Origin of the sequence: Streptomyces sp. Je 1-332 (assembly GCF_040730185.1) — a bacterium.
In the GTDB taxonomy this organism is placed as follows: Bacteria; Actinomycetota; Actinomycetes; order Streptomycetales; family Streptomycetaceae; genus Streptomyces.
Window position 1 is genome coordinate 3,117,508 of sequence record NZ_CP160402.1, and the last position, 24,315, is coordinate 3,141,822.

General features: G+C 71.2%; 21 protein-coding genes and 1 tRNA gene. 8 read left to right on the top strand and 14 right to left on the bottom strand.

From position 1 onward, the window contains the following. The first annotated feature begins 80 nt into the window (after positions 1–80). From ABXJ52_RS14140 to ABXJ52_RS14160, 5 genes are all read left to right on the top strand, one after another. Positions 81–728 carry an ABC transporter permease gene (locus ABXJ52_RS14140; protein ID WP_367049050.1) on the top strand — a complete coding sequence of 216 codons (648 nt, stop codon included), beginning with the start codon at positions 81–83 and terminating at the stop codon, positions 726–728. A gap of 73 nt (positions 729–801) precedes the next feature. Further along, complete coding sequence (locus ABXJ52_RS14145) at positions 802–2,010, top strand: betaine/proline/choline family ABC transporter ATP-binding protein (RefSeq protein WP_367049052.1); 1,209 nt, start codon at positions 802–804, stop codon at positions 2,008–2,010. A gap of 26 nt (positions 2,011–2,036) precedes the next feature. Then, positions 2,037–2,921: an ABC transporter permease gene (locus ABXJ52_RS14150; protein WP_367049054.1), complete on the top strand. Its 885-nt coding sequence runs from the start codon at positions 2,037–2,039 to the stop codon at positions 2,919–2,921. After that, a complete protein-coding gene (locus tag ABXJ52_RS14155) occupies positions 2,918–3,889 on the top strand; it encodes a glycine betaine ABC transporter substrate-binding protein (protein ID WP_367042367.1) in 972 nt (323 codons plus the stop codon). Before ABXJ52_RS14150 ends, ABXJ52_RS14155 begins: the two co-directional genes overlap by 4 nt. A gap of 90 nt (positions 3,890–3,979) precedes the next feature. After that, positions 3,980–4,579, top strand: a complete 600-nt coding sequence (locus ABXJ52_RS14160) for a helix-turn-helix domain-containing protein (RefSeq protein WP_367042369.1) — start codon at positions 3,980–3,982, stop codon at positions 4,577–4,579. 147 nt (positions 4,580–4,726) lie between these two features. On the opposite strand, the gene ABXJ52_RS14165 is transcribed toward ABXJ52_RS14160, so the two are convergent. The 4 genes from ABXJ52_RS14165 to ABXJ52_RS14180 form a co-directional block, all read right to left on the bottom strand. Beyond that, a complete protein-coding gene (locus ABXJ52_RS14165) occupies positions 4,727–5,533 on the bottom strand; it encodes a S16 family serine protease (protein ID WP_367042371.1) in 807 nt (268 codons plus the stop codon). A 145-nt stretch (positions 5,534–5,678) separates the two neighbouring features. Then, a complete protein-coding gene (locus tag ABXJ52_RS14170) occupies positions 5,679–6,320 on the bottom strand; it encodes a helix-turn-helix domain-containing protein (RefSeq protein ID WP_160505296.1) in 642 nt (213 codons plus the stop codon). A 330-nt stretch (positions 6,321–6,650) separates the two neighbouring features. Continuing rightward, a complete protein-coding gene (locus ABXJ52_RS14175) occupies positions 6,651–8,447 on the bottom strand; it encodes a DEAD/DEAH box helicase (protein WP_367042373.1) in 1,797 nt (598 codons plus the stop codon). Between the two features lie 123 nt (positions 8,448–8,570). Continuing rightward, positions 8,571–10,181: an MFS transporter gene (locus ABXJ52_RS14180; RefSeq protein WP_367042375.1), complete on the bottom strand. Its 1,611-nt coding sequence runs from the start codon at positions 10,179–10,181 to the stop codon at positions 8,571–8,573. Between the two features lie 146 nt (positions 10,182–10,327). Here ABXJ52_RS14180 and ABXJ52_RS14185 point away from each other — a divergent pair, with 146 nt between their 5' ends. Together ABXJ52_RS14185 and ABXJ52_RS14190 are read left to right on the top strand one after the other, a co-directional pair. Continuing rightward, positions 10,328–12,148: a hypothetical protein gene (locus ABXJ52_RS14185; RefSeq protein ID WP_367042376.1), complete on the top strand. Its 1,821-nt coding sequence runs from the start codon at positions 10,328–10,330 to the stop codon at positions 12,146–12,148. 144 nt (positions 12,149–12,292) lie between these two features. Continuing rightward, positions 12,293–12,364: transfer RNA gene (locus tag ABXJ52_RS14190), tRNA-Cys, on the top strand. Positions 12,365–12,416: 52 nt separating this feature from the next. Here ABXJ52_RS14190 and ABXJ52_RS14195 read toward each other — a convergent pair. From ABXJ52_RS14195 to ABXJ52_RS14225, 7 genes are all read right to left on the bottom strand, one after another. Then, positions 12,417–12,953 (bottom strand): AAA family ATPase, encoded by a 537-nt coding sequence (locus ABXJ52_RS14195; RefSeq protein ID WP_367042378.1) that lies wholly within the window; start codon positions 12,951–12,953, stop codon positions 12,417–12,419. After that, entirely contained in the window at positions 12,950–15,262 is a 2,313-nt protein-coding gene (locus ABXJ52_RS14200; protein WP_367042379.1) for a molybdopterin cofactor-binding domain-containing protein, read from the bottom strand. The genes ABXJ52_RS14195 and ABXJ52_RS14200 overlap by 4 nt, the downstream gene beginning before the upstream one ends. Beyond that, the gene (locus ABXJ52_RS14205; RefSeq protein ID WP_367042380.1) at positions 15,259–16,926 is read right to left on the bottom strand and encodes a 2Fe-2S iron-sulfur cluster-binding protein; all 1,668 of its coding nucleotides are present in this window, start codon (positions 16,924–16,926) and stop codon (positions 15,259–15,261) included. Before ABXJ52_RS14205 ends, ABXJ52_RS14200 begins: the two co-directional genes overlap by 4 nt. Continuing rightward, on the bottom strand, positions 16,923–17,825 hold the full coding sequence (locus tag ABXJ52_RS14210) for an FAD binding domain-containing protein (protein ID WP_367042381.1): 903 nt from the start codon (positions 17,823–17,825) through the stop codon (positions 16,923–16,925). The genes ABXJ52_RS14205 and ABXJ52_RS14210 overlap by 4 nt, the downstream gene beginning before the upstream one ends. A 297-nt stretch (positions 17,826–18,122) precedes the next feature. Then, on the bottom strand, positions 18,123–19,748 hold the full coding sequence (locus ABXJ52_RS14215; protein WP_367042382.1) for a beta-N-acetylhexosaminidase: 1,626 nt from the start codon (positions 19,746–19,748) through the stop codon (positions 18,123–18,125). Positions 19,749–19,853: 105 nt separating this feature from the next. After that, the gene (locus ABXJ52_RS14220) at positions 19,854–20,162 is read right to left on the bottom strand and encodes a DUF3039 domain-containing protein (protein WP_160505308.1); all 309 of its coding nucleotides are present in this window, start codon (positions 20,160–20,162) and stop codon (positions 19,854–19,856) included. Positions 20,163–20,516: 354 nt separating this feature from the next. Beyond that, positions 20,517–21,740: an MFS transporter gene (locus ABXJ52_RS14225; RefSeq protein WP_367042383.1), complete on the bottom strand. Its 1,224-nt coding sequence runs from the start codon at positions 21,738–21,740 to the stop codon at positions 20,517–20,519. Between the two features lie 118 nt (positions 21,741–21,858). On the opposite strand from ABXJ52_RS14225, the gene ABXJ52_RS14230 reads away from it, so the two are divergent. After that, complete coding sequence (locus tag ABXJ52_RS14230) at positions 21,859–22,749, top strand: LysR family transcriptional regulator (RefSeq protein WP_367042386.1); 891 nt, start codon at positions 21,859–21,861, stop codon at positions 22,747–22,749. Here the strand turns inward: ABXJ52_RS14230 and ABXJ52_RS14235 are convergent. From ABXJ52_RS14235 to ABXJ52_RS14245, 3 genes are read right to left on the bottom strand one after another with little or no spacing between them, the layout of a single operon-like run. Beyond that, on the bottom strand, positions 22,734–23,354 hold the full coding sequence (locus ABXJ52_RS14235) for a hypothetical protein (RefSeq protein WP_367042388.1): 621 nt from the start codon (positions 23,352–23,354) through the stop codon (positions 22,734–22,736). The two genes, ABXJ52_RS14230 and ABXJ52_RS14235, sit on opposite strands and share 16 nt — an antisense overlap. After that, positions 23,351–23,785 (bottom strand): hypothetical protein, encoded by a 435-nt coding sequence (locus tag ABXJ52_RS14240; RefSeq protein WP_367042390.1) that lies wholly within the window; start codon positions 23,783–23,785, stop codon positions 23,351–23,353. Before ABXJ52_RS14240 ends, ABXJ52_RS14235 begins: the two co-directional genes overlap by 4 nt. Next, entirely contained in the window at positions 23,775–24,116 is a 342-nt protein-coding gene (locus ABXJ52_RS14245) for a hypothetical protein (protein WP_367042392.1), read from the bottom strand. Before ABXJ52_RS14245 ends, ABXJ52_RS14240 begins: the two co-directional genes overlap by 11 nt. Positions 24,117–24,315: the final 199 nt, after the last annotated feature.

Consider the following 24,315-nt stretch of genomic DNA (forward strand, 5'->3'; position numbering starts at 1 on the left):
AGCAGCACCACGCACGCAGCACGCGGGCGGCGGGAGACTCCCGGCGCCGTCTGAACCGCGCCGGGCAGGTGAGCAGTTCAGTGAACTTCTGGGACTACCTCGGCAACCGCCACCAGCAGTTGCTGACGGACGCGTACCAGCACGCAAGCGCGGTCTTCCAGTGCATGGTCGTGGCGACCGTCATCGGCGTACTGATCGGCATCGTCACGTACCGCAGCGAGTGGGCGGGCAATCTGGCCACGACCGCGACGTCCACGATCCTGACCGTCCCGTCGCTCGCCATGATCGGTCTGCTGATCCCCGTCGTCGGCCTCGGCGTGGCCCCGACGGTCATCGCCCTGACCCTCTACGGCCTGCTGCCCATCGTGCGCAACGCCATCGTCGGGCTGCGCGGCGTCGATCCCTCGCTGGTCGACGCGGCCAAGGGCATCGGGATGTCGCGTGCCGCACGCCTCGTCAAGGTGGAGCTGCCGATCGCCTGGCCGCCGATCCTGACCGGCATCCGCGTCTCCACGCAGATGCTGATGGGCATCGCGGCCATCGCCGCGTACGCGTCGGGCCCCGGCCTCGGCAACGAGATCTTCCGCGGCATCGGCTCGCTCGGCAGCAAGAACGCGCTCAACCAGGTGCTCGCGGGCACGCTCGGGATCATCGTCCTGGCCCTGCTCTTCGACGCCGCGTACGTCCTGATCGGCCGCCTGACCATTTCGAGGGGTATCCGTGTCTGAGACCACCGCGACTTCCACCGACGGGGCGACGGCCAAGGACGCGGCGGCCCCGAACGCCCCCACGGGCGCGACGATCGAGCTGGAACACCTCACCAAGCGGTACGCGGGCAGCGGCGACCCGGCGGTGGACAGCGTCAGCATGGAGATCAAGGCCGGCGAGATCGTCATCCTGGTCGGGCCCTCGGGGTGCGGGAAGTCGACCACGCTGAAGATGATCAACCGGCTCATCGAGCCGACCAGTGGCCGCATCCGCATCGGCGGCGAGGACGTCACCGACATGGACCCGGTGAAGCTGCGCCGGCGTATCGGTTACGCGATCCAGTCGTCCGGGCTCTTCCCGCACATGACGGTCGCCCAGAACATCGCCCTCGTGCCGAGGATGATCGGCTGGGGGAAGTCGAAGATCAAGAACCGGGTCGAGGAGATGCTCGACCTCGTCGGGCTCGACCCCGCCGAGTTCCACGGCCGTTATCCGCGCCAGCTCTCCGGCGGCCAGCAGCAACGCGTGGGCGTGGCACGGGCGTTGGCGGCCGATCCGCCCGTACTCCTGATGGATGAGCCGTTCGGCGCGGTCGACCCGATCACCCGCGACCATCTCCAGGACGAGCTGATCCGGCTCCAGCACGAGCTGCACAAGACGATCGTCTTCGTCACGCACGACTTCGACGAGGCGATCAAGCTCGGCGACCGCATCGCGGTGCTGCGGGAGCGCTCGCACATCGCGCAGTTCGACACCCCGGAAGCCATCCTCACCAACCCGGCCGACGACTTCGTGTCCGGTTTCGTGGGCGCGGGCGCGGCCCTGAAGCGGCTCAACCTCACCCGCGTACGCGACGTGGAGATCGCCGACTTCGCGACGGTGACCGTCGACGACCCGCTCCAGGACATCTTCGACAGGCTGCGGGCCAGCGGCACGAACGAACTGCTGCTCCTCGACAAACGCGGCCGCCCCTACAAGTGGCTGCGGCGCGGCGACCTGATGCGGGCCAAGGGCTCGCTGGCCCGCGCGGGCACCCTCGTCCACGACACGGTCACCCGTGACGCCACCCTGCGCGACGCGCTCGAAGCGGTGCTCACGGACAACGCGGGGCGGGTCGCGGTCACCGGGCGGCGCGGGGAGTACACCGGCGTCGTGGACATGGAGACGCTGATGAACTCCGTGCACGAGATGCTGGAGGCCGACCGGCTCGACGCGGTGGAGCACCAGCACGAACTCCAGGAGCAGCGGGCCGAGTTGACCCATCACGAGCAGGAAGGCCCCGCAGGGGGTGCGAAGGCGTGAAAGGCGTCCCCGGGAGCAACCCCCGGATCCCCGACCGCACACCGGCCCCCGACGAGGGACCAGGGCCGCGGCCCGACGGCGAGCACGAGGTCAAGGGCCACCTCTTCCGCGACACCGGCGAGGCCGAGCCGGAGCCGCCGCCCTCGCGGACCGCGGCCTCCACCGGACTCAGAGGGCGGATCGGCTGGCAGAAGCTGACCATCCTGCCGGCGTTCATCGCCCTCATCCTGCTGCTCACGTGGTGGTGGTTCGAGCAGGCCGACCTGGACTCGATCTCGCAGAACGCGCTGGCGGACGGCAATGTCTGGCTCAGGCTGCGCCAGCACATCCAGCTGACGGTCATCTCCACGTTCTTCGTGCTGATCATCGCGATCCCGCTGGGCATCCTGCTCACCCGCAGAAGGCTCCGCAAGGCGGCGCCCGGCGCGATGGCCCTGGCCAACATCGGCCAGGCGACGCCCGCGATCGGCCTCCTCGCCCTCCTGGTGATCTGGATCGGCATCGGCGAGAAGGCGGCCCTGATCGGCATCATCATCTACGCCGTCCTGCCGGTGCTCTCCAACACGATCGCGGGCCTGAACGCCAACGACCCGACGCTCCTGGAAGCCGCGCGTGGCATCGGCATGTCGCAGTGGGGCGTCCTCGGCAAGGTCGAACTCCCGCTGGCCGTACCGCTGATCCTGGCGGGTGTGCGCACCGCGCTCGTCCTGAACGTGGGCACGGCGACACTCGCCACCTTCGGCGGTGGCGGCGGGCTCGGCGACCTCATCACCACCGGGATCACCAACCAGCGGATGCCGGTCCTGATGCTCGGCTCGATCCTGACGATCGCGCTCGCGCTCCTGGTGGACTGGCTGGCCTCGCTGGCCGAACTGGTCCTGCGTCCGCGTGGGTTGGAGGCCGGGTCATGAGGGTCACGTTGCGTACGGCGGCCGTCGGCGTGCTGGGCGGGGCCCTGCTCGTGAGCTGCGGACTGACGAGCGGCAGCCCGATGGTGGACGACGTCAAGCCGGGCTCGATCGGCAAGGGGCTCCCCCTCAAGGGCGTCGACCTCACCGTCACGTCCAAGGAGTTCACCGAGCAGCTGATCCTCGGCGCGATCATGGGCATCGCCTTCGAGGCGGCGGGTGCGAGCGTCCTCGACCGGACGGGCATCCAGGGCTCGATCGGCGCCCGCGAGGCCGTCAAGAGCGGTGACGCGGACGCCATGTACGAGTACACGGGCACCGCCTGGATCACGTACCTCGGCAACACCGAGCCCATCGACGACCCGCGCAAACAGTGGGAGGCGGTGCGCAAGGCGGACGCGAAGAACGGCGTCACCTGGCTGCCGCCCGCCGAGCTCAACAACACGTATTCCCTGGCCATCAACAAGAAGAACGAGGCCAAGTACAAGCCGAAGACGCTCTCGGACGTGGCGGCCCTGTCGAAGAAGGACCCGGACGCGGTCACGCTGTGCGTGGAGAGCGAGTTCTCCTCGCGCGAGGACGGTCTGCCGGGCATGCAGAAGGAGTACGGGATGAAGATCCCCACCTCCAACATCACCAAGATGGACACCGGGATCATCTACACCCAGGTCTCCAAGGGGACGTGCACGTTCGGCGAGGTCTTCACCACCGACGGCCGCATCAAGGCGATGGACCTGACGCTGACGAAGGACGACAAGCACTTCTTCCCCAACTACAACGCCGCCCCGGAGATCAACTCCAAGGCGCTCAAGGAGCACCCGAAGATCGCGGAGATCCTGGACCCCATCACGAAGAAGCTGAACAACACGGTGGCCCAGGAACTGAACTCCAAGGTGGACGTGCAGGGGCAGGATCCGCACGAGGTGGCGCTGGAGTGGCTGGTGCAGGAGGGGTTCGTGAAGGAGGGGTAGTTCACGCCCTTCCGGCCGTGCGGCCACTTGCAAAGACTCCGTTGCAGAGAAACCGTTGCAACGGAGTCTTTGCAAGTCTACGGTTGAGCCATGACGGACGGTACGGCTGACCCTGAGGACCGGAAGGTCCATACGCTCACCCCCCGCTCCCTGCGGGGCCTCGCGCATCCCCTGCGGATGCGGCTGCTCATCTCGCTGCGGCGCGAGGGCCCGGCGACCGCGTCCCAACTGGCCTCCCGGCTGGGCGAGTCCAGCGGCGCGACGAGTTACCACCTGCGCCAGCTCGCGGCGCACGGCTTCGTCGAGGACGCGCCGGACCGGGGCAAGGGGCGGGAGCGCTGGTGGCAGTCGGCGCACCAGGGAACGCGCCTGGACGAGTCACTCATGAACGACCCGGACCCGGCGGTGCGCGGCGCGGTCGCCGTCTACCTCCACGAGGTCGCGACGCTCCACGCCACGGAGGTCTCCACCTGGATCGGCACACAGCACGACTGGTCAACGGAGTGGACGGACAGCTCCGACCTCAGCGACTACACCCTGCGTCTGACGCCCGAGCTCACCACGGAACTGGCCGGCAAGCTCAGCGAACTCATCGAGAGCTACCGCCCGTTGGCGGTCGACGAGAACACTCCGGGCTCCGCCCCGGTGCGCGTGCACACCCACGTCTTCCCGACGCACTACACCGAGTGAGAGGCAACGCCATGCACCCCGACATCCACCTGCTGCTGCACCACGCCCGAGCCACGGACCTGCGCCGGACCGCACCCTTACGCAAGGCGCGCCCCCAACTTCGCACTCAACTGGGCTGGACCATGGTCGAGTTGGGCCTTCGCCTGGTCAGCAGCTCGGGACCTTCCCGCCCCGGTCAAGGGAACGCAGCGCGTCAACCGTGCCCGACAGCGTCGTGATCGGGATCAGCCGCAGCCCCGCCGGCAGCTCGGCCTGAGCGTCCGAGCACTCGGCCTTCGGGACCAGGAAGACGCTCGCGCCGTCCCGCTTCGCGGCCTGCGTCTTCAGCGCGACACCGCCGACCGGGCCGACCTTGCCGTCGTCGGAGATCGTGCCCGTGCCCGCGATCTTCCGGCCGCCCGTGAGGTCCCCGCCGCTGCCGTTGCCGTCGATCAGGTCGATGATGCCGAGCGAGAGGAAGAGGCCCGCGCTCGGCCCGCCGATCTTGCCGAGGTCGACCTTGACCTTCACCTTGTCCGTGCCGTCGACGCCGTTCTCCTTGAGGTAGGAGAGCGCGGCGCGCGTGGCCGTGTCCTGCGACTTCTTCATGTCGCCGAGATTGTGCTTCTCGACTTCCTTCACGTTGTCGCCGGTGGGGTACACCGCGTCCTTGGGCATCACGGAGCGGTCCGTACGGAACCAGCCGTCCACCACGTCGCTCAGGCTCGCGTTCATGTCGGGCCCGGTGGCCACGATCGTCGTCATCCGCAGCTGCCCCTTCGGCTCCCTGGTGGGCGTACCGGTGATCGTGATGACCGGCTTGCCCTCGCTCTCGCCGAGTACGTTCGCCGTCGACCCCGGCTGGGCCACGGCGAACGGCAACGGCGCGAGACCCGCGACGGCGAGCAGGGCGACCACGGGGGCGGCACAGACGGCGAGGGCCTTGGGGCGCGTGAGGCTGGAGAGGGAGAACACGGGATCAATCTAACGGACGTGCATTTTCAGCCTGCCTGTCAGGCGGCGACGGACGAGCGGCATTCAGCCCGTCCGGCGTCTGAGGACGAACTCGGCGGAGCCGGTGATCAACGGCGCCCAAGACAAACCGCTCGCCCGCGCGGCCTCAGCGCAACGCGTCCGCCACCTCGCGGGCCGCGTCCACCACCCGCGGCCCCACCCGCTCCGGCACGGAGTCCGCCAGCATGACCACGCCCACGCTGCCCTCTATCCCGGTCACGCCGACCAGGGGCGCCGCGGCCCCGCTCGCGCCGGCCTCCAGCTCGCCGTGCGTCAGCGCGTAGCCGGGGTCGGTGGCGAGGCCCTGCCGGGCGGCGAGGATCGCGCGGCCCGCGGCGCCCCGGTCCAGGGGGTGCCGGAAGCCGGTCCGGTAGGCCACGTGGTAATCCGTCCAGGTCGGCTCGACGACAGCGACGGCCAGGGCTTCGGTGCCGTCCACCAGCGTCAGATGCGCCGTCGCGCCTATGTCCTCGGCGAGGGAGCGCAGAGCGGGCAGCGCGGCCTCGCGCACCAGCGGATGCACCTGGCGGCCGAGGCGCAGCACCCCGAGGCCGACCCTGGCCCGGCCGCCCAGGTCACGACGGACCAGGGCGTGCTGCTCAAGGGTGGCGAGCAGGCGGTACACCACGGTGCGGTTCACACCGAGCTTGTTCGAGAGCTCGGTGACGGTGAGCCCGTGATCGGTGTCGGCCAACAGCTTGAGGACACGCAGTCCTCGGTCGAGCGTCTGGGAAGTCTCCGCGGTCACGACGCCCACTCCTTAGATGAGGGTCGACGGCCCCTTTACGCGGCGGTAGCGTCGCCGGTCCCGTGGGCGACGCGCGTCAGAGGCCGCCGGTCGGAACTCCGGCTGCGCTCCGCGGCGGCGCTGCCACGGGGCGTGTACGTTGCGGGGACATTAGCGAGGCCGTCCCGCTCAGCGGAAGACTCCGTCCAGAATCCGGGCACGACTCCGGTTGTTAGGGGCGCAATGCCCCATACGCGGGGCCCTCCACCAGGGGTGCACACGACTCCCGCACACGCGGAACACACGCCTCCTCCCCCGCGCCCGAAGACCCGGGGTCCGGAGAGCGCACGCTCACTTCATGCGGGTGGCCCACTCCCCGACCTTGGCGATCCGCTGCCGCAGCTGGCCGGCGGTGGCCTCCGCGCTCGGCGGACCGCCACAGGTGCGGCGCAGCTCGGTGTGGATCACACCGTGCGGCTTCCCGCTCTGGTGGGAGTACGCGCCGACCATCGTGTTGAGCTGCTTGCGCAGCTCCAGCATCTCCTTGTGGGAGACCACGGGCCGCCGCTCGGCGGGCAGTTCGAGCAGGTCGGCTTCCTCGTCGGGCCGCTTCTTGCTGTGCGCGATCTGCCGGGCCTGGCGCTTCTGCAGCAGCATCTGTACCTGGTCGGGTTCGAGGAGGCCGGGGATGCCCAGATAGTCCTGCTCCTCCTCGCTCCCCGGGTGGGCCTGCATGCCGAACTCGGCGCCGTCGAAGAGAACCCGGTCGAAGACGGCATCGGACTCCAGGGCCTCGAAGGAGAACTGCTCCTGCTCGCCGGTGTCCTCGTCCTGCTCCTTGTTCGCCTCGTCCATCTCCTGCTCGGACTCGGCGTAGGGGTCCTCTTCCCCTTCCTTCTTCGGCTTGTCGAGTACGTGGTCGCGCTCGACCTCCATCTCGTTGGCGTGGCCGAGGAGGTCGGGGACGGTGGGCAGGAAGACCGACGCGGTCTCGCCGCGCCGCCGGGAACGCACGAAGCGGCCCACGGCCTGGGCGAAGAACAGCGGCGTCGAGATGGTCGTGGCGTAGACCCCCACGGCGAGGCGCGGCACGTCGACGCCCTCGGACACCATGCGGACGGCGACCATCCACCGGTCGGTGCTCGCGGTGAAGTCGTCGATGCGCTTGGAGGCGCCCACGTCGTCGGAGAGGACGACGGTGGCCTTCTCCCCCGTGAGCTCGCGGATCAGCTTGGCGTACGAGCGTGCGGAGTCCTGGTCGGACGCGATGACGAGACCACCGGCGTCCGGGATGGCCTTGCGCACCTCGGTGAGCCGCTGGTCGGCGGCTTTCAGGACGTTCGGCATCCACTCGCCGCGAGCGTCCAGGGCCGTGCGCCAGGCCTGCGAGATGGCGTCCTTGGTCATCGGCTCCCCGAGCCGCGCCGCGATCTCGTCGCCCGCCTTCGTGCGCCACCGCATGTTGCCGGAGTAGGAAAGGAAGATCACGGGCCGGACGACGCCGTCGCCGAGCGCGCTCCCGTATCCGTACGTGTAGTCGGCGGCGGACCGCCGGATGCCGTCGTTCCCCTCCTCGTACGCGACGAAGGGGATCGGGTTGGTGTCGGACCGGAACGGCGTGCCGGTGAGCGCGAGGCGCCGGGTGGCGGGCTCGAAGGCTTCGAGGCAGGCCTCGCCCCACGACTTCGAGTCACCGGCGTGGTGGATCTCGTCGAGGATGACGAGGGTCTTGCGCTGTTCGACCCGGTTCCGGTGGAGCATGGGCCGCACGCCGACACCGGCATAGGTGATGGCGACGCCCTGGTACTCCTTGCTGAGCGGACCCGCGCTGTACTCCGGGTCCAGCTTGATCCCTATCTTGGCCGCGGCCTCCGCCCACTGCTTCTTCAGGTGCTCGGTCGGCGCGACCACCGTCACCTGCTGCACGACGTGGTGGTGCAGCAGCCAGGACGCGAGCGTCAGCGCGAACGTCGTCTTGCCGGCGCCGGGGGTCGCGACGGCGAGGAAGTCACGCGGCTGCTCCTGGAGATACCGCTCCATCGCCCCCTGCTGCCAGGCACGCAGCTTGTTGGCGGTGCCCCAGGGGGCGCGGCCGGGGAAGGCGGGAGAGAGGTGGTGCGATGCGGAGTTGGCGGCGGTGGTAGTCACGGTCTCCGGGTTTTGACGTCTGGGGTACGTACGACAACCGGGCCACCCTACCGGTGAAGGTTGACGCCCCGCGGAGAGCGGCACGGGGCCCGGATCGGATGCGACCCGTCTCACATCCGGCCCTCAGACGGCGGTACGTTCCGTGAGCCGCGTCGCCACCCAGGCCCCCACCAGCGCCACCACCGCCATCGGCAGGAATACGGCGACGAAGGCCCCCGGGTGTGACGCGCCCGCCTCGGTGGAGCCGTGGGCGTCGACCATGCCGCCGCCCAGCGCGGCGAAGGCGGCGCCTCCCGCGGCCAGGAGCAGGGCGTTGGAGAGGCCGTCGGAGATCTGGAGGGCGGCGGAGTTGCTGCCCGCGTCCTGCGGGGGCGAGAGGCGCAGCAGGAGCACGCTGGTCGAGCCGATGACCGTGCCCATGCCGAGGCAGCCGAAGGCCCAGGCCACCGCCACGATCCAGACCGGGACTGCGTCGATCAGGACCGTCGGCGCGGTGGCGATGGCCACGGCGACCAGGAGCATCCCGGCGACCATGAGCCGCGTCCGGTGCGGTTCCATGCCCGGCCGCGACTGTACGAAGGAGCCGAGCGCCCAGGTCGCGCCGCCCACGGCGAGCGAGAGTCCGGCCATGGTCGGCGAGAGCCCGCGCTGGGTGACGAGCATCAGCGGCACGAAGGACTCGGCGGCGATGAACGACCCCGCGGCCATGCCGCGAAGGAGCACGACGGACGGAAGCCCGTGTGCCGCCCGGTACGTGCCACGCGGCAGCAGACCGAGGACGGCGGGCACGAGCACCACGGCGCCGACCGCCGCGGGCAGCAGCGAGAGCCACCGCAGCTCCTGACCCGCGTACTGGAGGAGCCCGGCGCCCAGCGAGATGCCGAGCGCGAGGCGGATGCGGCGGCGGTCGAAGGGCCCGGCGGGCGCATCGGAGACGGGCCCGGCGGCCCGGCGCCGGATCTGCGGCAGGGCGAGCGCGAGCGGCGCCGCGACGAGCACCGGAATGCCGACGAAGACCCAGCGCCACCCCAGGTGCTCGGTGACGGTCCCGGAGACCAGTGGCCCCACCACGGACGGCACGACCCAGCTGGCCGCGAACGCCGCGAGTATGGAGGGCCGCAGATGGTCCGGGTAGGCGCGGCTGACCACTACGTACAGCGCGACGATGACGAGCCCGCCGCCGAGCCCTTGCACGGCACGGCCGAGGATGAACATCCACATGGCCTGGGCGGTCCCGGACAGGACGAGCCCCGCCGCGAAGGCCCCGATGCCGGAGGCGAGCGGACCCAGCGGCCCGCGCCGGTCGGCCCACTGCCCGGAGAGCACCATGCCGAAGAGGCTGGTGGTGAAGTACGCGGAGAAGCCGAAGGCGTAGAGCGAGACGCCGTTCAGCTCACGGGCGGCCACCGGCATCGCGGTCCCGACGGCGGTCGCCTCGAAGGCGATGAGCAGCACCACGGAGACGATGCCGAGGCTGAGGGCGCGGTAGGACCGCCCGAGCACTCCGCCCCCGACGTCATCGGTCCCGGTCCCGGTCCCGGTCCCGGTTCCGGTCCCGGTCCCGGTCCCGCCACGATCGTCCGGCTCGGGCGTGAGGGTCGGCGCCGAGACCACGTCGGTGGCGGAGACCACGTCGGTGGCGGAGGCGATGTCGGTGGCGGAGGCGATGTCGGTCACGGCGGCGACGTCAGGGGCGGAAGCGACGTCGGTGTCGCGCGGTTCGGGAGCGGCCATGCTGGCCAGGGTAAGGGGCTAGTCGGGAGTTGACCCCTGTCGGGAGGTCTGACCTCCCTGGTCCCTTCGTCGTACGCCTCCACTGGCCGCGCCCGGCCCACTAGCCTGTTCCAGCAGCGCCGGGAGTGAAGGGGACGGATCACAAGGTGGCAGCGGTCCAGGAAGCGGCTCGGCCCCAGGGACCGCCGGCGGATGTCGCGGTCCTCTTCGTGCACGGCATCGGCGACCAGGTGCAGGGCGACACTCTTCAGTCGTTCTCAGGACCTTTACTCGCAACCCTCGCTCAACTCCCCGGCAGCGAGGCAGTGTTGGGGCCGGTCGACCCCGTGGAGGAGCCCCCCGAACTCGGTGAACCGCTCCGTGTCACGCTGCGCCGGACCGCCGGCGGCGGTGAACAGACCACGGCCACCTGGCTGTTGAGCGAAGCCTGGTGGGCGAAGAGCTTCTCCGCCCCGTCGTACGGGCAGCTGGTCCGCTGGCTGCTCCTCGCCGGACCGCAGACCATGTACCGCCACGCGCTGCGGTATCTGATCGTGCCGCGCCCCGCCCGCCAGCTCTCGGCCCTCACCACGACCGTGCTCAACAACCCCTACGGGCTCATCTACATACGCCTGCCGCTGCTCGTCTGGCGACGGGTGCTGTACCCGATCGTGATGGTCTCGACGGCGCTGGTCCTGCAAGTCCTCTTTTTGCTCCTCGTTCCGCTGGCGGCGGTCCCGCTGCTGCGTCGCGGCATCCAGCGGATCCAGTATCTGCTGGTCGCCACCGTCGGCGACAGCCTCGCCTTCGTCGCCGTCCCCGAGTCGTTCGACCGGATGGTCAACAGGGTGCGGGACGAGCTGAGTTCACTGGAGTCGCGGGCTTCGCGGATCATCGTGGTGGCGCACTCCCAGGGCGCGGCGGTGGCACACGAAGCGCTCAGACACGACCCTTGCCCTTCGGGGAAGATCACCTCCTTCGTCACGCTCGGCGCCGGTCTCGACAAACTGTCGGTCCTGCGGCAGAACAAGGACGCGGGCCTGCTGGACACCCTGTCGGGAATCGGTGCGCTGTGGGCCATGCCGCCAGCGGCCGGTCTCGTCCTCCTCGGTACGCAGGACATCCCCGAAGCCACCGCCGACGTGATCGGCCCCATAGTGGGCGTCCTGTTCTGCACGGCCGCCGTCGCGGGGGCGCTCCTGCCGTTACGCCGCTACCGTCGCCTCCAGCAGAGCATCGACGCGGGGCTGCCGCTTCCGCGCCAAGGCGATCGCATGGAGTGGGTCGACATCTACGCCTCCGCCGACCCGGTTCCGCACGGGCCGTTGCTGCGGGTGACATCACGCCCGTGGCTCCTGGACCCCCGGCGGGCCAACGTCGCCTCCGTCGAGGTGCAGAACTACAAGTCCCTCGTCCGGGACCACACCACGTACCAGAAGAACGTCGAGCAAGTCCTCCTGCCGCTCCTCGACCGCATCTGCGCCGCGACACCGATCCGCCCGACGCGTGCCACCGGAGACCGGGACTACGAACGGCTCGTGGAACGCGGCTGGTCGTGGCGCGAGCAGCGCACACGGTGGCGGGCCCGCACCCGCCTCAGCACCGTGCTCGCCCTCTGGATCCTGATCACTCCGCCCGCGAATACCCTGGCCCACCCCCTGCTGCTCGTGGCCGCCCAGCTCTGTCTGCACGCCCTGGCCACCGGCCCCGTCTGGGGTCTCTGGGACGAGGACGAGTCCCGCAGACTCCTCCGCCACCGCCCCACCAGGTCCACCCTCCGTATGGCGGTCTTCCTGCTGACGGCCGCCCTGCCCTACGCCGCTCTGACCGCCGCCCACCTCTGGATCACCGGGGACACGGGCATGGCCGTGTTCTGCGGGGTGCTCTTCGCCCTGCTGTGGCTGCCGGACCTGCCGTCGATGCTGCGGCGCCGGGCGCGGATGCCGGTGGTCGTGGACGACACGAACAGTGGGCCCAACTCCCTGTGAGGAGCTCCCTAAGGGACCTCCCTGCGAGGGGCCGCGCACGAACGCCCGTATATGAACGCGGTATGGCAACCCCGTTGCGGGCGCGGTGATTTCCTTGAGGTGCCGGTTCCCGGCGCCTAGGTTCGAGGAGTCGAGTACAAGCTCGGCCGTGTGCCCGAGTGGCTCAGGGGCTGGACTGCAAATCCAGTAACGCGGGTTCGATTCCCGCCACGGCCTCAGCGAGAGGGGCGGTCCCGTTCGGGGCCGCCCCTTGCTCGTGCCGTGCTGCTCAGATCCGCGCCTCGTCGAGCCCCGCGAGAACCGCGTCCACCGTCTCCTCGACCGTCAGGTCCGAGCTGTCCAGCCACAGCCCGATCCTCGGTGTCGTCTCACGGAATCCCGTGTCCAGGTCCTCCACGGTCCACGCCCCGTACCCGGTCTTCCCGCGCCCGGCCTCCCGCGCGGCGACCGCGTCCGGCCTCGGGGCGAGCACGACGACGTGGACGGGTCGCGTACGCAGCAGCTCCACGTACGTCTTCAACTCCTCACCCAGGATGACGTCCTGGACCACCGTCACGAAGCCCGCGGCCGCGTACGCGTCGGCCGTCGCCGCCGACAGGCCGTACCGCAACCGGAGTTGGGCCGCCGCCTCGTCCGATGCGCCGGGCTCGTACTCCTGGCCGCCCGACACGATCATCCGGCGGAAGACGTCACCCCGCACATGCGCGGCGCGCGGCAGCCGCTCGGCCAGGGCCTGCGCCACCGTGGACTTGCCCGACGCCATGATGCCGGTGATGACGACGACCCCGCTCGGCGGCACCGTCACGTCGCGACCGCCGCCTGCGGACGGATCGGGAGGCGGTTCACGGGGCGGCCGGTGGCCGCGCGCACCGCTGAGGCCACTGCCGCCGGAGTGGTCACCACCGGCACCGCGCTCGCGGCCTTCGCGCCGAAGGGCGCCACCACGTCCCGCTCCTCCACCAGCTTCACGATGCGGATGTCGGGGGCGTCCAGGGCGGTGGGGAGCGCGTAGCCCGTCAGGTCCGGGTGGCGGACCAGGCCGCGCGGCGTGCGGAGGTTCTCCGTGAGCGCGGCGCCGACTCCCTGTGTGACGCCGGCCTCGATACGTACCTTCAGCTGGCTCGGGTTCAGGATGCGGCCCACGTCCTGGGCGACCGCCAGCTCCACGACCCGTACCGAACCGATCTCGATGTCCACGTCCACGACCGCGCGGATCGCGCAGAACGCCATGCCGACGAACGCGTCGCCCTGGCCCGCCTCGTCGAGGGGCTCGGTGGGGTGGGGGCGGCACTGGGCCGTGGCCCACAGTTCCTTGCCGTCCATCGCCTCCGTCACCGTCGTGCTCAGCACCCCGTCGTACGAGGTGATCTTGCCGTCGGTGATCTGGAGCAGCTCGGTGGACATCCCGAACTTGTGGGCCAGGGGCTGGAGAAGCTGCGTGCGGACCATCTTCGCCGCGCGCTCCACCGCACCGCCGGACACCCAGGTGTGACGGCCGTGGCAGCTGGGCCCCGCCGGGGGCTGGTCGGTGTCGACGGGGGCCACGCGGACCTCGTCGATACCGAGCGTCTCCTGGACGATCTGGCGGGCGAGCGTGGTGAAGCCCTGGCCCGTCTCGACCGCCGCGCAGATGACCGTCGCGACCCCGTCGTGGACCTTCACGGTGGCCGTGGAGACTTCGTCCGTGCCCTCGGCGCCCAGGAGTTGGACCATGCCGAGGCCGTAGCCCACGCCACGGCGCACGGCGGCCGGCTCGCCCGCGCCCTCGGGGCCGCCGGGCAGCAGCCACTCGTCCTCGGGGGTGTCCTTGGGCAGCTCCGGGAGCGGGAAGTCCCGTACGGCGCCGAGGAGTTCGGCGACCGGTGCCGGGCACGTCACCGTCTGGCCCGTGGGCAGGATGTCGCCCGTGGCCATCGCGTTGCGCAGCCGCACCTCGGCCGGGTCGATACCCAACTTCTTCGCGATCTTGTCCATTTGGGCTTCGTAGGCCGCGCAGACCTGCATGGCGCCCTCGCCCCGGACATGCCCGGACGGCGGGTTGTTCGTGCGGACCGCCCAGCCCTCGATGAAGGCGTTCGGGACGACGTACGGACCACAGGCGAAGGAGACGGCGGCGGCGAGCGCTTCGGACGACGTGTCCGCGTACGCGCCCGCGTCGAGCAGGACCTGCGCCTCCACCTTCACCAACTTGCCCTCGGCGTCCGCGTGGTGGCGGTAGCGCAGGAGCGTCGGGTGGCGGTGGGCGTGGCCGAGGAAGGACTCCTCGCGGGTCGCCGTCAGCTTCACCGGGCAGCCCGTCGTCAGCGCGAGCAGGCCGAGCGGGAGATGGAAGCTGGCGTCCTCGCGGTCGGCGGTCGCACCGGGCACGCCGGTCACGACGACCTTCACGATGTCCGGGTCGATGCCGTAGCAGGACGCGGCCATGTCGCGGTCGGTGTGCGGGTCGGTGGAGGCGATGTACAGCTCCACACCCCCGTCGGGACGCGGCACCGCGAGCCCCGCCTCCGCTCCGATCGGCGCCGGGTCCTGGCGGCCGATGCGGTAAAGGCCCTCGACGACGAGCTCGCCCGCCGCCTCCGGGTCGCCGTGCCGCAGCGGGATGTGCCGGATCAAGTTGCCGTCGGGGTGCAGGGGTTCGGCCGCGAAGGCCTTCTCCGGGTCGGTGACCGGTTCGAGGACCTCGTACTCGACGAAGATCGCGGCGGCGGCCATCCGTGCCGTGTCCGGATGGTCGGCGGCCACGGCGGCGATGGGCTCGCCGTGGTGGCGTACGACGTCGGAGGCGAAGACCGGCCGGTCCGGGGTCTTGCGGCCGTGCAGCGCGTCGCCGGGCACGTCCTCGTGCGTGACGACGGACCGCACACCCGGCATCTCGCGCGCCTGGGACGTGTCGATCGAGACGATGCGCGCGTGCGCGTGCGGCGAGCGCAGGACGGCCGCCCACAGCAGCCCTTCCGCCCACAGGTCGGACGCGTAGGGGAAGGTGCCCTCGGTCTTGGCGCGGGACTCCGCGGACGGCAGCGACGCGCCGATGCCGTGCGGCAGCGGCTCGGGGCCGGGCTGCGTCTCCACTGCGGTCGCGGTGTTCGCCGTGCCCGCGGCTTCGTTGCTCACGCCTGGCCTCCGTCCTGTCCGTAAGGTCCTTCGTACGATCCGCCGTGCGCCGTCGGGTTGACCCCTCCGGCGCCCGGTCCCGCCTGGTGCGGAATGCGGGCCTCGCCCGCGTGGTCGTCGTGCGCCGACGGCTCCGCGGCGGCGGCGGACGCCTCGCGTTCGGCGACGACCTCCTGCACGGCGTCGAGCACGCCGCGGTAGCCGGAGCAACGGCACAGGTTGCCGCACAGGGCGCGGCGGGTCTCCAGGTCGGACGGGGCGGGGTTGCCCTCGAGGAGGTCGTGCACGGTCATGGCCATGCCCGGTACGCAGAAGCCGCACTGGACGGCGCCGCAGGCCCCGAGCGCCCGCTGCACGTCGGAGGGCCTGCCGTCGACGGCGAGGCCCTCTACGGTGCGCACCTCGCTCCCGGCGGCGGTGGCCGCGGGCACCAGGCAGGAGGCGACGAGACGGCCGTCCACCTGGACGTTGCAGGCACCGCACTCGCCCTGCGAGCAGCCGTCCTTGGCGCCCGCGAGGCCGAGGCGCTCACGCAGGACGTAGAGGAGGGACTCGCCGATCCAGGCGTCGGTGACGGGGCGGTCGGCGCCGTTGACGCGCAGGACGTAGGAGCAGAGGGGGTGTTCGTCGGCGAGGGCGGTGGCGGTGACGACCTCTTCGGGGTCGTCTTCTTCGCCCTCGGCCTCGGCTTCGGTCCCGGCTTCGGCTTCCCCCGCGGCTTCGACGTCGACCTCGGCTTCGGCTTCGGGCTCGGTGTCCGCTGCGGGCTCGGCTTCGGCTTCGGCTTCGGGCTGCGGCTCGGGCTCCGGTTCCGGCTCCGCGGGCGCCTCGGGTGTCACGGGCTCCTCGGGCACCACATGCATCTCGGGAGCGACCGGCGGCTCAGGGACGAACGCCTCCGGGGGCACGACCGGCTCGTGGGGCTGCGGCTGGACGCGCGGCTGCGGATACGGATACGGGTACGGGTACGGCCCGGTGTGGTCGACGTGCTCGGCGTGCTCTGCATGCTCGACGCGCTCTGCATGCGGGTACGGCTCGACGTGCGGCTGCTGCACCGGCTGCTCCGACCACGGCGAACCCGCGCCGGCGCCACCGGTGGCCCACGGGGCCGCCGCGCCGCCGGGCAGCGTCGCGGGCGGCGTACCGCCCCACTGCGCCGCGAGCGAGGACGTGGTGAACTCGCCCGATTCATCCGGAAGATCACCATTGGCGACGGGAATCGACCACTGCCCGGTGACATCCGCCGGGGCGGGGGCGGCGGGCGCGTGTCCCTCCGCCTCGTGGAAGCTCCACTGCCCGGTGGCCCGGGGGTCGTACCCGTGCTCCTGCTCGTGGACCGGCGGCTCGGGCTCGGGGACGCCGCCCGCGTCGGGCCACCGCACGTTCTGGACACCGGCGCCCGCCGCACCCGCGCCCGTCACCTCGGGCGGCATGACCCAGACGCCGGTGGCGGACGGGTCCGTCGCGTCGGCGCTCGTGGGGGTGACCGTTATCTGCGGCGGCACATAGCCGTGGCCGGGTGCGGCGAGCGGCGAGTGGTCGAAGGCGTCGAGGGCGCCCTCCGGCAGCTGCACGAAGGCCGTGGCGTCCGAGTCGTACTCGCCCTGCGGATGCGGCTGCCAGCCGCCGTTCGCGGTACTTCCGTCGTGCCGGTCGTCACTCACGACAGCGCCCTCCCCAGTGCTCGTCGGGCCAGCGCGGCGACGGTGCGCCGCAGGTGCAGTACGGCGGGCGGCAGCGGCTGCGGTGAGCCGTCGTCCGCCGGGGGCTGGTCGGGGATGCACGCGGCGGCGACGTACTCACCGAAGGCGGTCAGCGCCTCCGGCACGATGGTGCGCTCGCCGTCCCAGTCGATCAGCGAGGCGACCCACTGCTCGGCCTCCAGGGGCCGCAGCGGCATCGGCGCGACGGCGCCGACCGCACAGCGCACACCGCGCCGCGCCGGGTCGAGGACGAGCGCGACGGAGGCGATGGCCCGGCCGGGCCCGGTGCGTCCGGTCGCCTTGAGGAAGACCTGCGGGGCATGCAGGAGCGGCAGCCGTACGAAGCCGATGAGTTCGCCGGGGCGGAGCATGTCCATCCCCGCGAGCAGATGCGAGACGGGGACCTCGCGGCGCGCGCCGCCGGCTCCCGCGATGACGAGGACGGCTTCCAGGGCGGCCAGGACGGGCAGGGTGTCGCCGGTCGGCCCCGCCGTGGCGATGTTGCCGCCGAGGGTGCCCGCGTTGCGGATCTGCGGGGGCCCGGCGGCGCGTGCGGCGGCGGCGAGCGCGGGGATGAGGGCGGCGAAGTCGGGGCGCCCGACGCGTGCGTGGGTGAGACCGGCGCCGAGCAGGGCGTGACCGTCCTGGTACTGCCAGCCGCGGATCTCGCTGATGCGGCCGAGGCCGACGAGCGCGGCGGGGCGCAGGAGGCCCGCGTTGACGGAGGCCATGAGGTCGGTGCCGCCGGCCACGGGCACGGCGGCGGGCATCGCGGCGAGTGCCTCCACGGCCTCGTCCAACGTCGCAGGCAGCGTCGCCGTCTGCGCTGTGTGCGCCGCCTGCGGTGCGTGCGTGCTCAAAACCGGCTGCCCCTTCCCGATGTCCGGCGGCTTTCTCGCCGTGTCCACCGTTACGCCTGTTCCGCCGTACGGTACGTGCTCACAGCCCGGACGTGGCAACTCTGGCACATCTTCCCCGGCCCCCGGCGCGGGGGTCCGCTAGGAGCCATTCGTCCGCAGACCTGGGGGATGTGCCGTTTTCACACGCCCTCGCCGGTCAGCGGGAATTGCCACTCTTCGGTGACCCTTGTACGGCTTTGGTCAGGCCGCCCACGCTCTCAGCGCGGGCGGTCCGACACACGGACTATGGGGTGCGCCTCACACGTTCGGGGGCGCCCCGTCGATCGGGCGTCCGAGCACCCCCGGGCGCTTCTGCCACGGCAACGGGCCGCCGGGCGGGCGGTAGTCGACGCCGAGTGCGTCAAGTCGCGCGTAGTGCGGGGTCATTCGCCGCTCGAAGTCGGCGAAGTCACGCTCGGCGGACGGCGGGAGCGCGCTCCAGGCGACCTCGGCGAACGCGGCGAGGCGCGGGAACACCTGGTAATCCACACGTGCGTGGTACTCCATCACCTCGGTCCACACGTTGGCCTGGGTGCCGAGGACGTGGCGGGCCTCCTCGGCGGTGAGCTGGGGCGGCAGCGGCTCGAAGCGGTAGACGTCCTCCAGGGTGCGGACGAAGCCGATGGGCGCGGGCTCGTCGGGGCCGGCGTCCTGACGGTGGTCCAAGTACACCTGCTGCTCGGGACACATGACGACGTCGTGACCGGCCTTGGCCGCCGCGATCCCGCCGCCGTACCCGCGCCAGGAGGACACGGTGGCGCCGTCCGCGAGGCCGCCCTCCAGGATCTCGTCCCAGCCGATGAGGCGGCGTCCGCGCTCGGTCAGCCAGGTGTCGAAGTGCCGGATGAACCAGCTCTGCAGCCCGTTCTCGTCGCCGACGCCGAGTTCCTTGATGCGGGCCTGCGCGGTGGGCGACGCCTTCCACTGGTCCTTGGGGCATTCATCTCCCCCGACGTGGATGAAGGTGGAGGGGAAGAGTTCGAGCACCTCCTCGAACACACCCTCGTAGAAGCGAAGGGTGTTCTCGGTCGGGGCGAGGACGTTCGGGTTGACGCCCCAGGTGTCCCAGACGCCGAGTGAGGAGGTATCCACAACATCGGTGTTGCCGAGCTCGGGATAGGCGTGGATGGCGGCCTGCGAGTGTCCGGGGATGTCGATCTCCGGTACGACGGCGATGTGCCGCTCATGGGCGTAGGCGACGATCTCGCGGATGTCGTCCTGCGTGTAGAAGCCGCCGTGCGGGGTGTCGTGCCACAACTCGGACGCGCGGTGGCCCCACTTCGAGCGCGGCCGCCACGAACCGGCCTCCGTCAGCTTGGGGTAGCGCTTGATCTCGATGCGCCAGCCCTGGTCGTCGGTGAGGTGGAAGTGGAAGACGTTCAGCTTGTGGGCGGCGAGCAGATCGAGATACCGCAGGACGCCGTCCTTGGGCATGAAGTGCCGGGCCACGTCGAGCATCATTCCGCGCCAGCGGAAGCGGGGGCTGTCCTCGATGACGACCATGGGTACGGTCCACTGCCGCTCCCGGTCGACCGGGGCCCGCCGGAACGCCTCGGGCCCGAGCAGCTGCCGGAAGGTCTGCGCGCCCCAGAAGACGCCTGCGGCGCTGCCGCCATCGATGCGGATCGCGTGGCCGTCGACGACGATGCGGTAGGCCTCGTCCGCCAGCGCGGGGTCGACCCCCAGCACGATCCCGTTGTCGTTCTCTCCATCCGGAAGCGGTAGCCCCGTCGCTGCTCCTACCGTGTCGCGCAGCCACCGCGCGACACCCTCGGTGCCAGGCTGCGCGTGGAGCACGGTCTCGTCGTCCAGGGGAAAGAGCCCCTGTGTGGGCGGTACCCAACGGGTACTGATCGGCGCGGGGATCAGTTGCTCAAAGGTCATGCGGCGAATCTGCCACGCGATTGCACAACGCAAAAGGGGCGTTGCGGCACACGCAACGCCCCTCGGCGAAGAGGGTCATGGATCCCGCAGGGGGCTACAGGGGGGCTACTTCTTGCCGCCGCCCTTGCCGTCCTTGCCGCCCTTGTCCTTGTCGCCACCGGCGCTCATGGACTCGTAGATCTCCTTGCACATGGGGCAGACGGGGTACTTCTTCGGGTCGCGACCCGGCACCCACACCTTGCCGCAGAGCGCGACGACGGGCGTACCGTCGAGCGCGCTGGCCATGATCTTGTCCTTCTGGACATAGTGCGCGAAGCGCTCGTGGTCACCGTCACCGCTCGACACCTGCGGCGTCGGCTCAACGAGGGTCCCCGTACCTGCCCCGCGCTCGGGCTCGGGCTCAAGAGTGCTCATGGCATCCAAGGGTACCTACGCCCACGGCGTGCGGGCAGCGTCCGTGCCGGGGCGGGCCTCCCGGGGGGGGAGGGTGAGAGGGCGGAACCGACCGATCACCGGTCGAGCCATCTGGTCCGCATGGCCCATGCGGACAAGCCCAACGCAGTTGTCCGCCCGGTGGGCACCCCGCCCAGCGGCGTCCCCGAGCTCACCCCGCCCGCATTCAGCGCGAGCGCCCGCCCGCGCCGCTCCTCGGGAACGAGGGAGGCGGCTGCCGCGGTGGAGAGCGCGGAGTAGACCCCCGCGCCGATGCCCGCCACCGCCCGGGACACGAAGGAGCACGGCCGCCGCGCCCCGCACCGGGCCCGGCCCTCACACCGCCCCGCACGCCGCCTTCCGGGCACCCTCTCCCTCTGCCCCGCCAGGCTCCGCCCCGCCAGACTCCGTCCCCGTCGCGCCCCGCCGCGCCCGCACCCGCGCCCCCGCGAGATGCAGCACGAGCCCGGCCGCCGCCACCGCGGCCGCGAGCCACGGCAGCCGTTGCGCCGGGAGCCCGGCCGCCAGCGCCAGGCCCGCGAGGCCGGAACCGACCGCGCTGCCCAGGTACAACGCCGAGTTGTTCAGGGCCAGGGCCACCGTGCCCCGCTCCGCCCGCAGAGCCAGCAGCCGGTGCTGCTGCGGGACTTGGAGTGCCCAGCCCGCCGCACCCCACAACACCAGGGCGGGGAACGCCGCCGCGCCGAGCAGCGGCAGTGCCGCCTCCGCGAGCACCAGTACCAGCAGGACGCCCGCCACCAGGGTGACCACCCGGCCCGTACGGTCCACCAGCGGGCCCGCGAGGACGCTGCCCAGGATTCCGCCGATCCCCCACGCCCACAGGTAAGGAGCGACGCACGCTTCCCCCACGCCGCCCGCCGCCGACAGGACCGGGGCCAGATACGTGTAGAGGCCCAGGCTCGCCACCGCGGCCAGGAACGAGACCCCCACCACCGGCAGCACCGCGCGGTCCGTCAGCGCCGCGAGCCGTGCGCGTACCGGCACCGGCGGCTCCGCCGGAACCTGCGTAAGCCACACGGCGAGCCCCATGAGCGCGATCGCCCCGAGCCCGGTCACCACCCACATCGTGGCGCGCCAGCCGGACCGCTCGGCCAGCAGCACGCCCAGCGGCACACCCAGCACCGTCCCCGAGCTCATCCCGCCCATCACCAGCGCGAGCGCCCGCCCGCGCCGCCGCTCGGGGACGAGGGAGGCCGCTGCCGCGGTGGAGAGCGCGGAGTAGACCCCCGCGCCGACGCCCGCGACCGCGCGGGACGCGAGGAGCACGGCCAGCGACGGCGCCAGAGCCGTGAGCCCGTTGCCGAGAGTGAAGACGCCGAGCGAGGCGATGATCAGCATCCGGGGTCGTACGCCGGACATGAGCCCGGCGACGAGCGGCGCGCTCACCGCGTACGCGAGCGTGAAGACGGTGACCATCTGCCCCGCGAGCGAGACGGTCGTCCCCAGATCCCGAGCCACCACCGGCAGCAGCCCGGCCATCACATAGGCGTCGAGCCCCAGCGTGAAGGCCCCCAGAATCAGCAGCCAGATCTTGCGCACAGCGACACACCCGCTCCCTGCTCGTACGGTGCGGCTCGCGAGCCGCGGAGCGGGAAACGTAGGCAGCTTCCGCGACCCCGGGGAAATGCCTCCCGGAGGCTATTTATGCTGGGGCGGCATGGATCATGTTCCGGCCGACGGCCTCGCCTCCATCGACCTCCGCCACCTCCGCGGATTCCTCGCCGTGGCCGACGAGTTGAGCTTCACGCACGCCGCGGACGCCCTGCGCACGGGCCAGCCGGCTCTCACGCGCACCATCCGCGCCCTGGAGACGGCACTCGGCACCCGTCTGCTCACCCGCACCACGCGCCGCGTGGAACTCACCGAAGCGGGCAGCCGCCTGCGCGAGGAACTCAGACCGCTCCTCAAACGCCTCGACGCCACCCTGCGCGAGGTCACCCACGGCGAACCCCCGCTCCTGCGCCTCGGGTTCATCTCCCTGCTCCCGGAAGCCTGCGCCACCCGCAACGCCGCCTTCGAGGCCGCGACCGGCGCTGGCATCCGCCTGGTCCGGCGCGACACCCTCCTGGCTGGCCTCACCTCGGGCGCCTGCGACGTCGCGGTCGTACGAGGAGACATCCCGCCCGGCGCGGCCGTGCGCACCCGCGTACTCCTGCACGAGCCCCGCATCGCGGTGGTGGCACGCGGCGCGGCCGAACTCGCGGGGCGCCGCGTCGTGGACTGGACGGAGCTCGCGCGGCTCCCCCTGGTCGTGAACACCGTCACCGGCACCACGCACCCCGGCCTGTGGCCGCGTGACGCGCAGCCCGAACTCGCCTGCACCGCCGACAACTTCGACGAATGGCTGGAGGCGGTGGCGGCCGGCCACGGCGTGGGCGTGGCCCCGGAACCGGTGGCCCGCAGACACAGCCACCCCAACCTGCGCTACGTACGCCTGAAGAACGCACCCCAGGTGCCGGTACACCTGGCCATCCCAACCCACGAAGCACACCCACTGGCGGAGCGTTACTTCCTCGCCCCGGCCACCGGACCTCACGCAACAACATAGACCGACAGCGACCGCGCCAGATCCTCAAGGTCGTCGGCGGCCCGCAGGAGGTGGGCGACATCTTCGGTGGCCGTCCATACGACGACGTCCGCCTTGGGCTCGTCCACCTGCCAGCCATAGCGGACGCAACCCAGCAGGTGGGGCGAGTCGGTCTGCGGCACGTAGCGGAAGGTGGTCAGCCCTTCACCCAGCTTCTCGGACCTGATGCTCTTCACCACCGCGGGCTCGATGGCCCGCGGGTCGTCCGCCTCCGTGAGGGCACGGAGGGTCGCCTCACGAGGGCCCGAAGCGGGTCCGATCGCCGCACAGACCGGGAGCGGCAGGTCGGTGGGCTGATCGAGATGGAGGAAGACCCAGTGATCCGAGCCAGCCGGCGCGAACGCCTCGGCGCAGCGCTCCAGGGTGCCCGCGACGAAGTCCACGCCGTTCGGGCCCGGGTCGAGGTCGTGGTCCTCCCACAGCTCCTCGGCGACCTCCCGGGACCAGGCGCGGATGTCCTCCCAGACGGACGAGGGAGCCGTCAGCCCGGACCGTGGCGGGACCATCACCCAGGGCGTGGGATCGACGTGCTCGATGTCGAGGATGGCCCAGAAGTACTCGCTCATCCCCGCCTCCAGCGGAAATTCGCCATGAGGGCGTCGAACCATTCGACGAGGACCTCGGCCAGCTCGTCCCGGGGACTGCCCCGGCGGACCGCGAGGGCCAGGAGGCTTTCGGAGACGAGGATCGATGCCCCGATGCTGAATTCCCCCAACGGCCTGACCGGCAGGTAGAGGTCCAGGGCCTTGCTCTTCACCGCCTGGGCAACGGCTTCCCGAAAGTGGCGTTCCAGTTCACGCTTGTAAGGGCCGATCTTGTCCGGCGGCGCATCGGCGGGGACGCGGGCGTAAGCGTCGTCGAGGATCCGGCGAATAGCCTCCTCCGTGCCCTGCCGCAGAGGGACTTGGGCCCACTGGTCGGGGAGGGTGATGCGGTAGCCGGTAACTGGGCCCTGCCGGTCGATCTGCCCTGCCGACCGGCTCGACTCAGCCGGCACGAAGCCGCTCCTTGCGGTTGAGGTGCCACATGCCTGCGAACCCGGCGAGGCATGCGGCTACGGCGATCCAGAGGATCAAGACATTCTGGACGATGGCGAAAGACAACGCGTAGAGAAGATAAAGACAGAGCGCGACCTGAATCATGGTGCGCTCACCCCTCAGCGCCTCCCAGTCCTCTGGACTCCTAGCCAGATAGATCAGAAGACCTGGAGTGAGAGCGCACAGGGACCACTCCCAAGTGGGCGGAGGAAGCAGCTCATCTCCCAGGAAGTCCTCACTCATCGGACCGGCGAACAGACGCAGCAGCCCCAGCAGCAGGATCACCTTCATGGCTCCCAGACAGAGGCTGAGACGCCACACGTGCCGGGATTCCCGTTCTCGCGCGCCTGCCGGCCGCGGCTCACTCCGAATGGCACCCAGCTCCCAGCTGCTTCGCCGACTTGTTGAGCAACTCATAGTCGACGGCCAGATCAGAATCGGGCATTCCCCCGACCTCCCCTCACATCTCCTGCACGTTCATGCCCTGCAC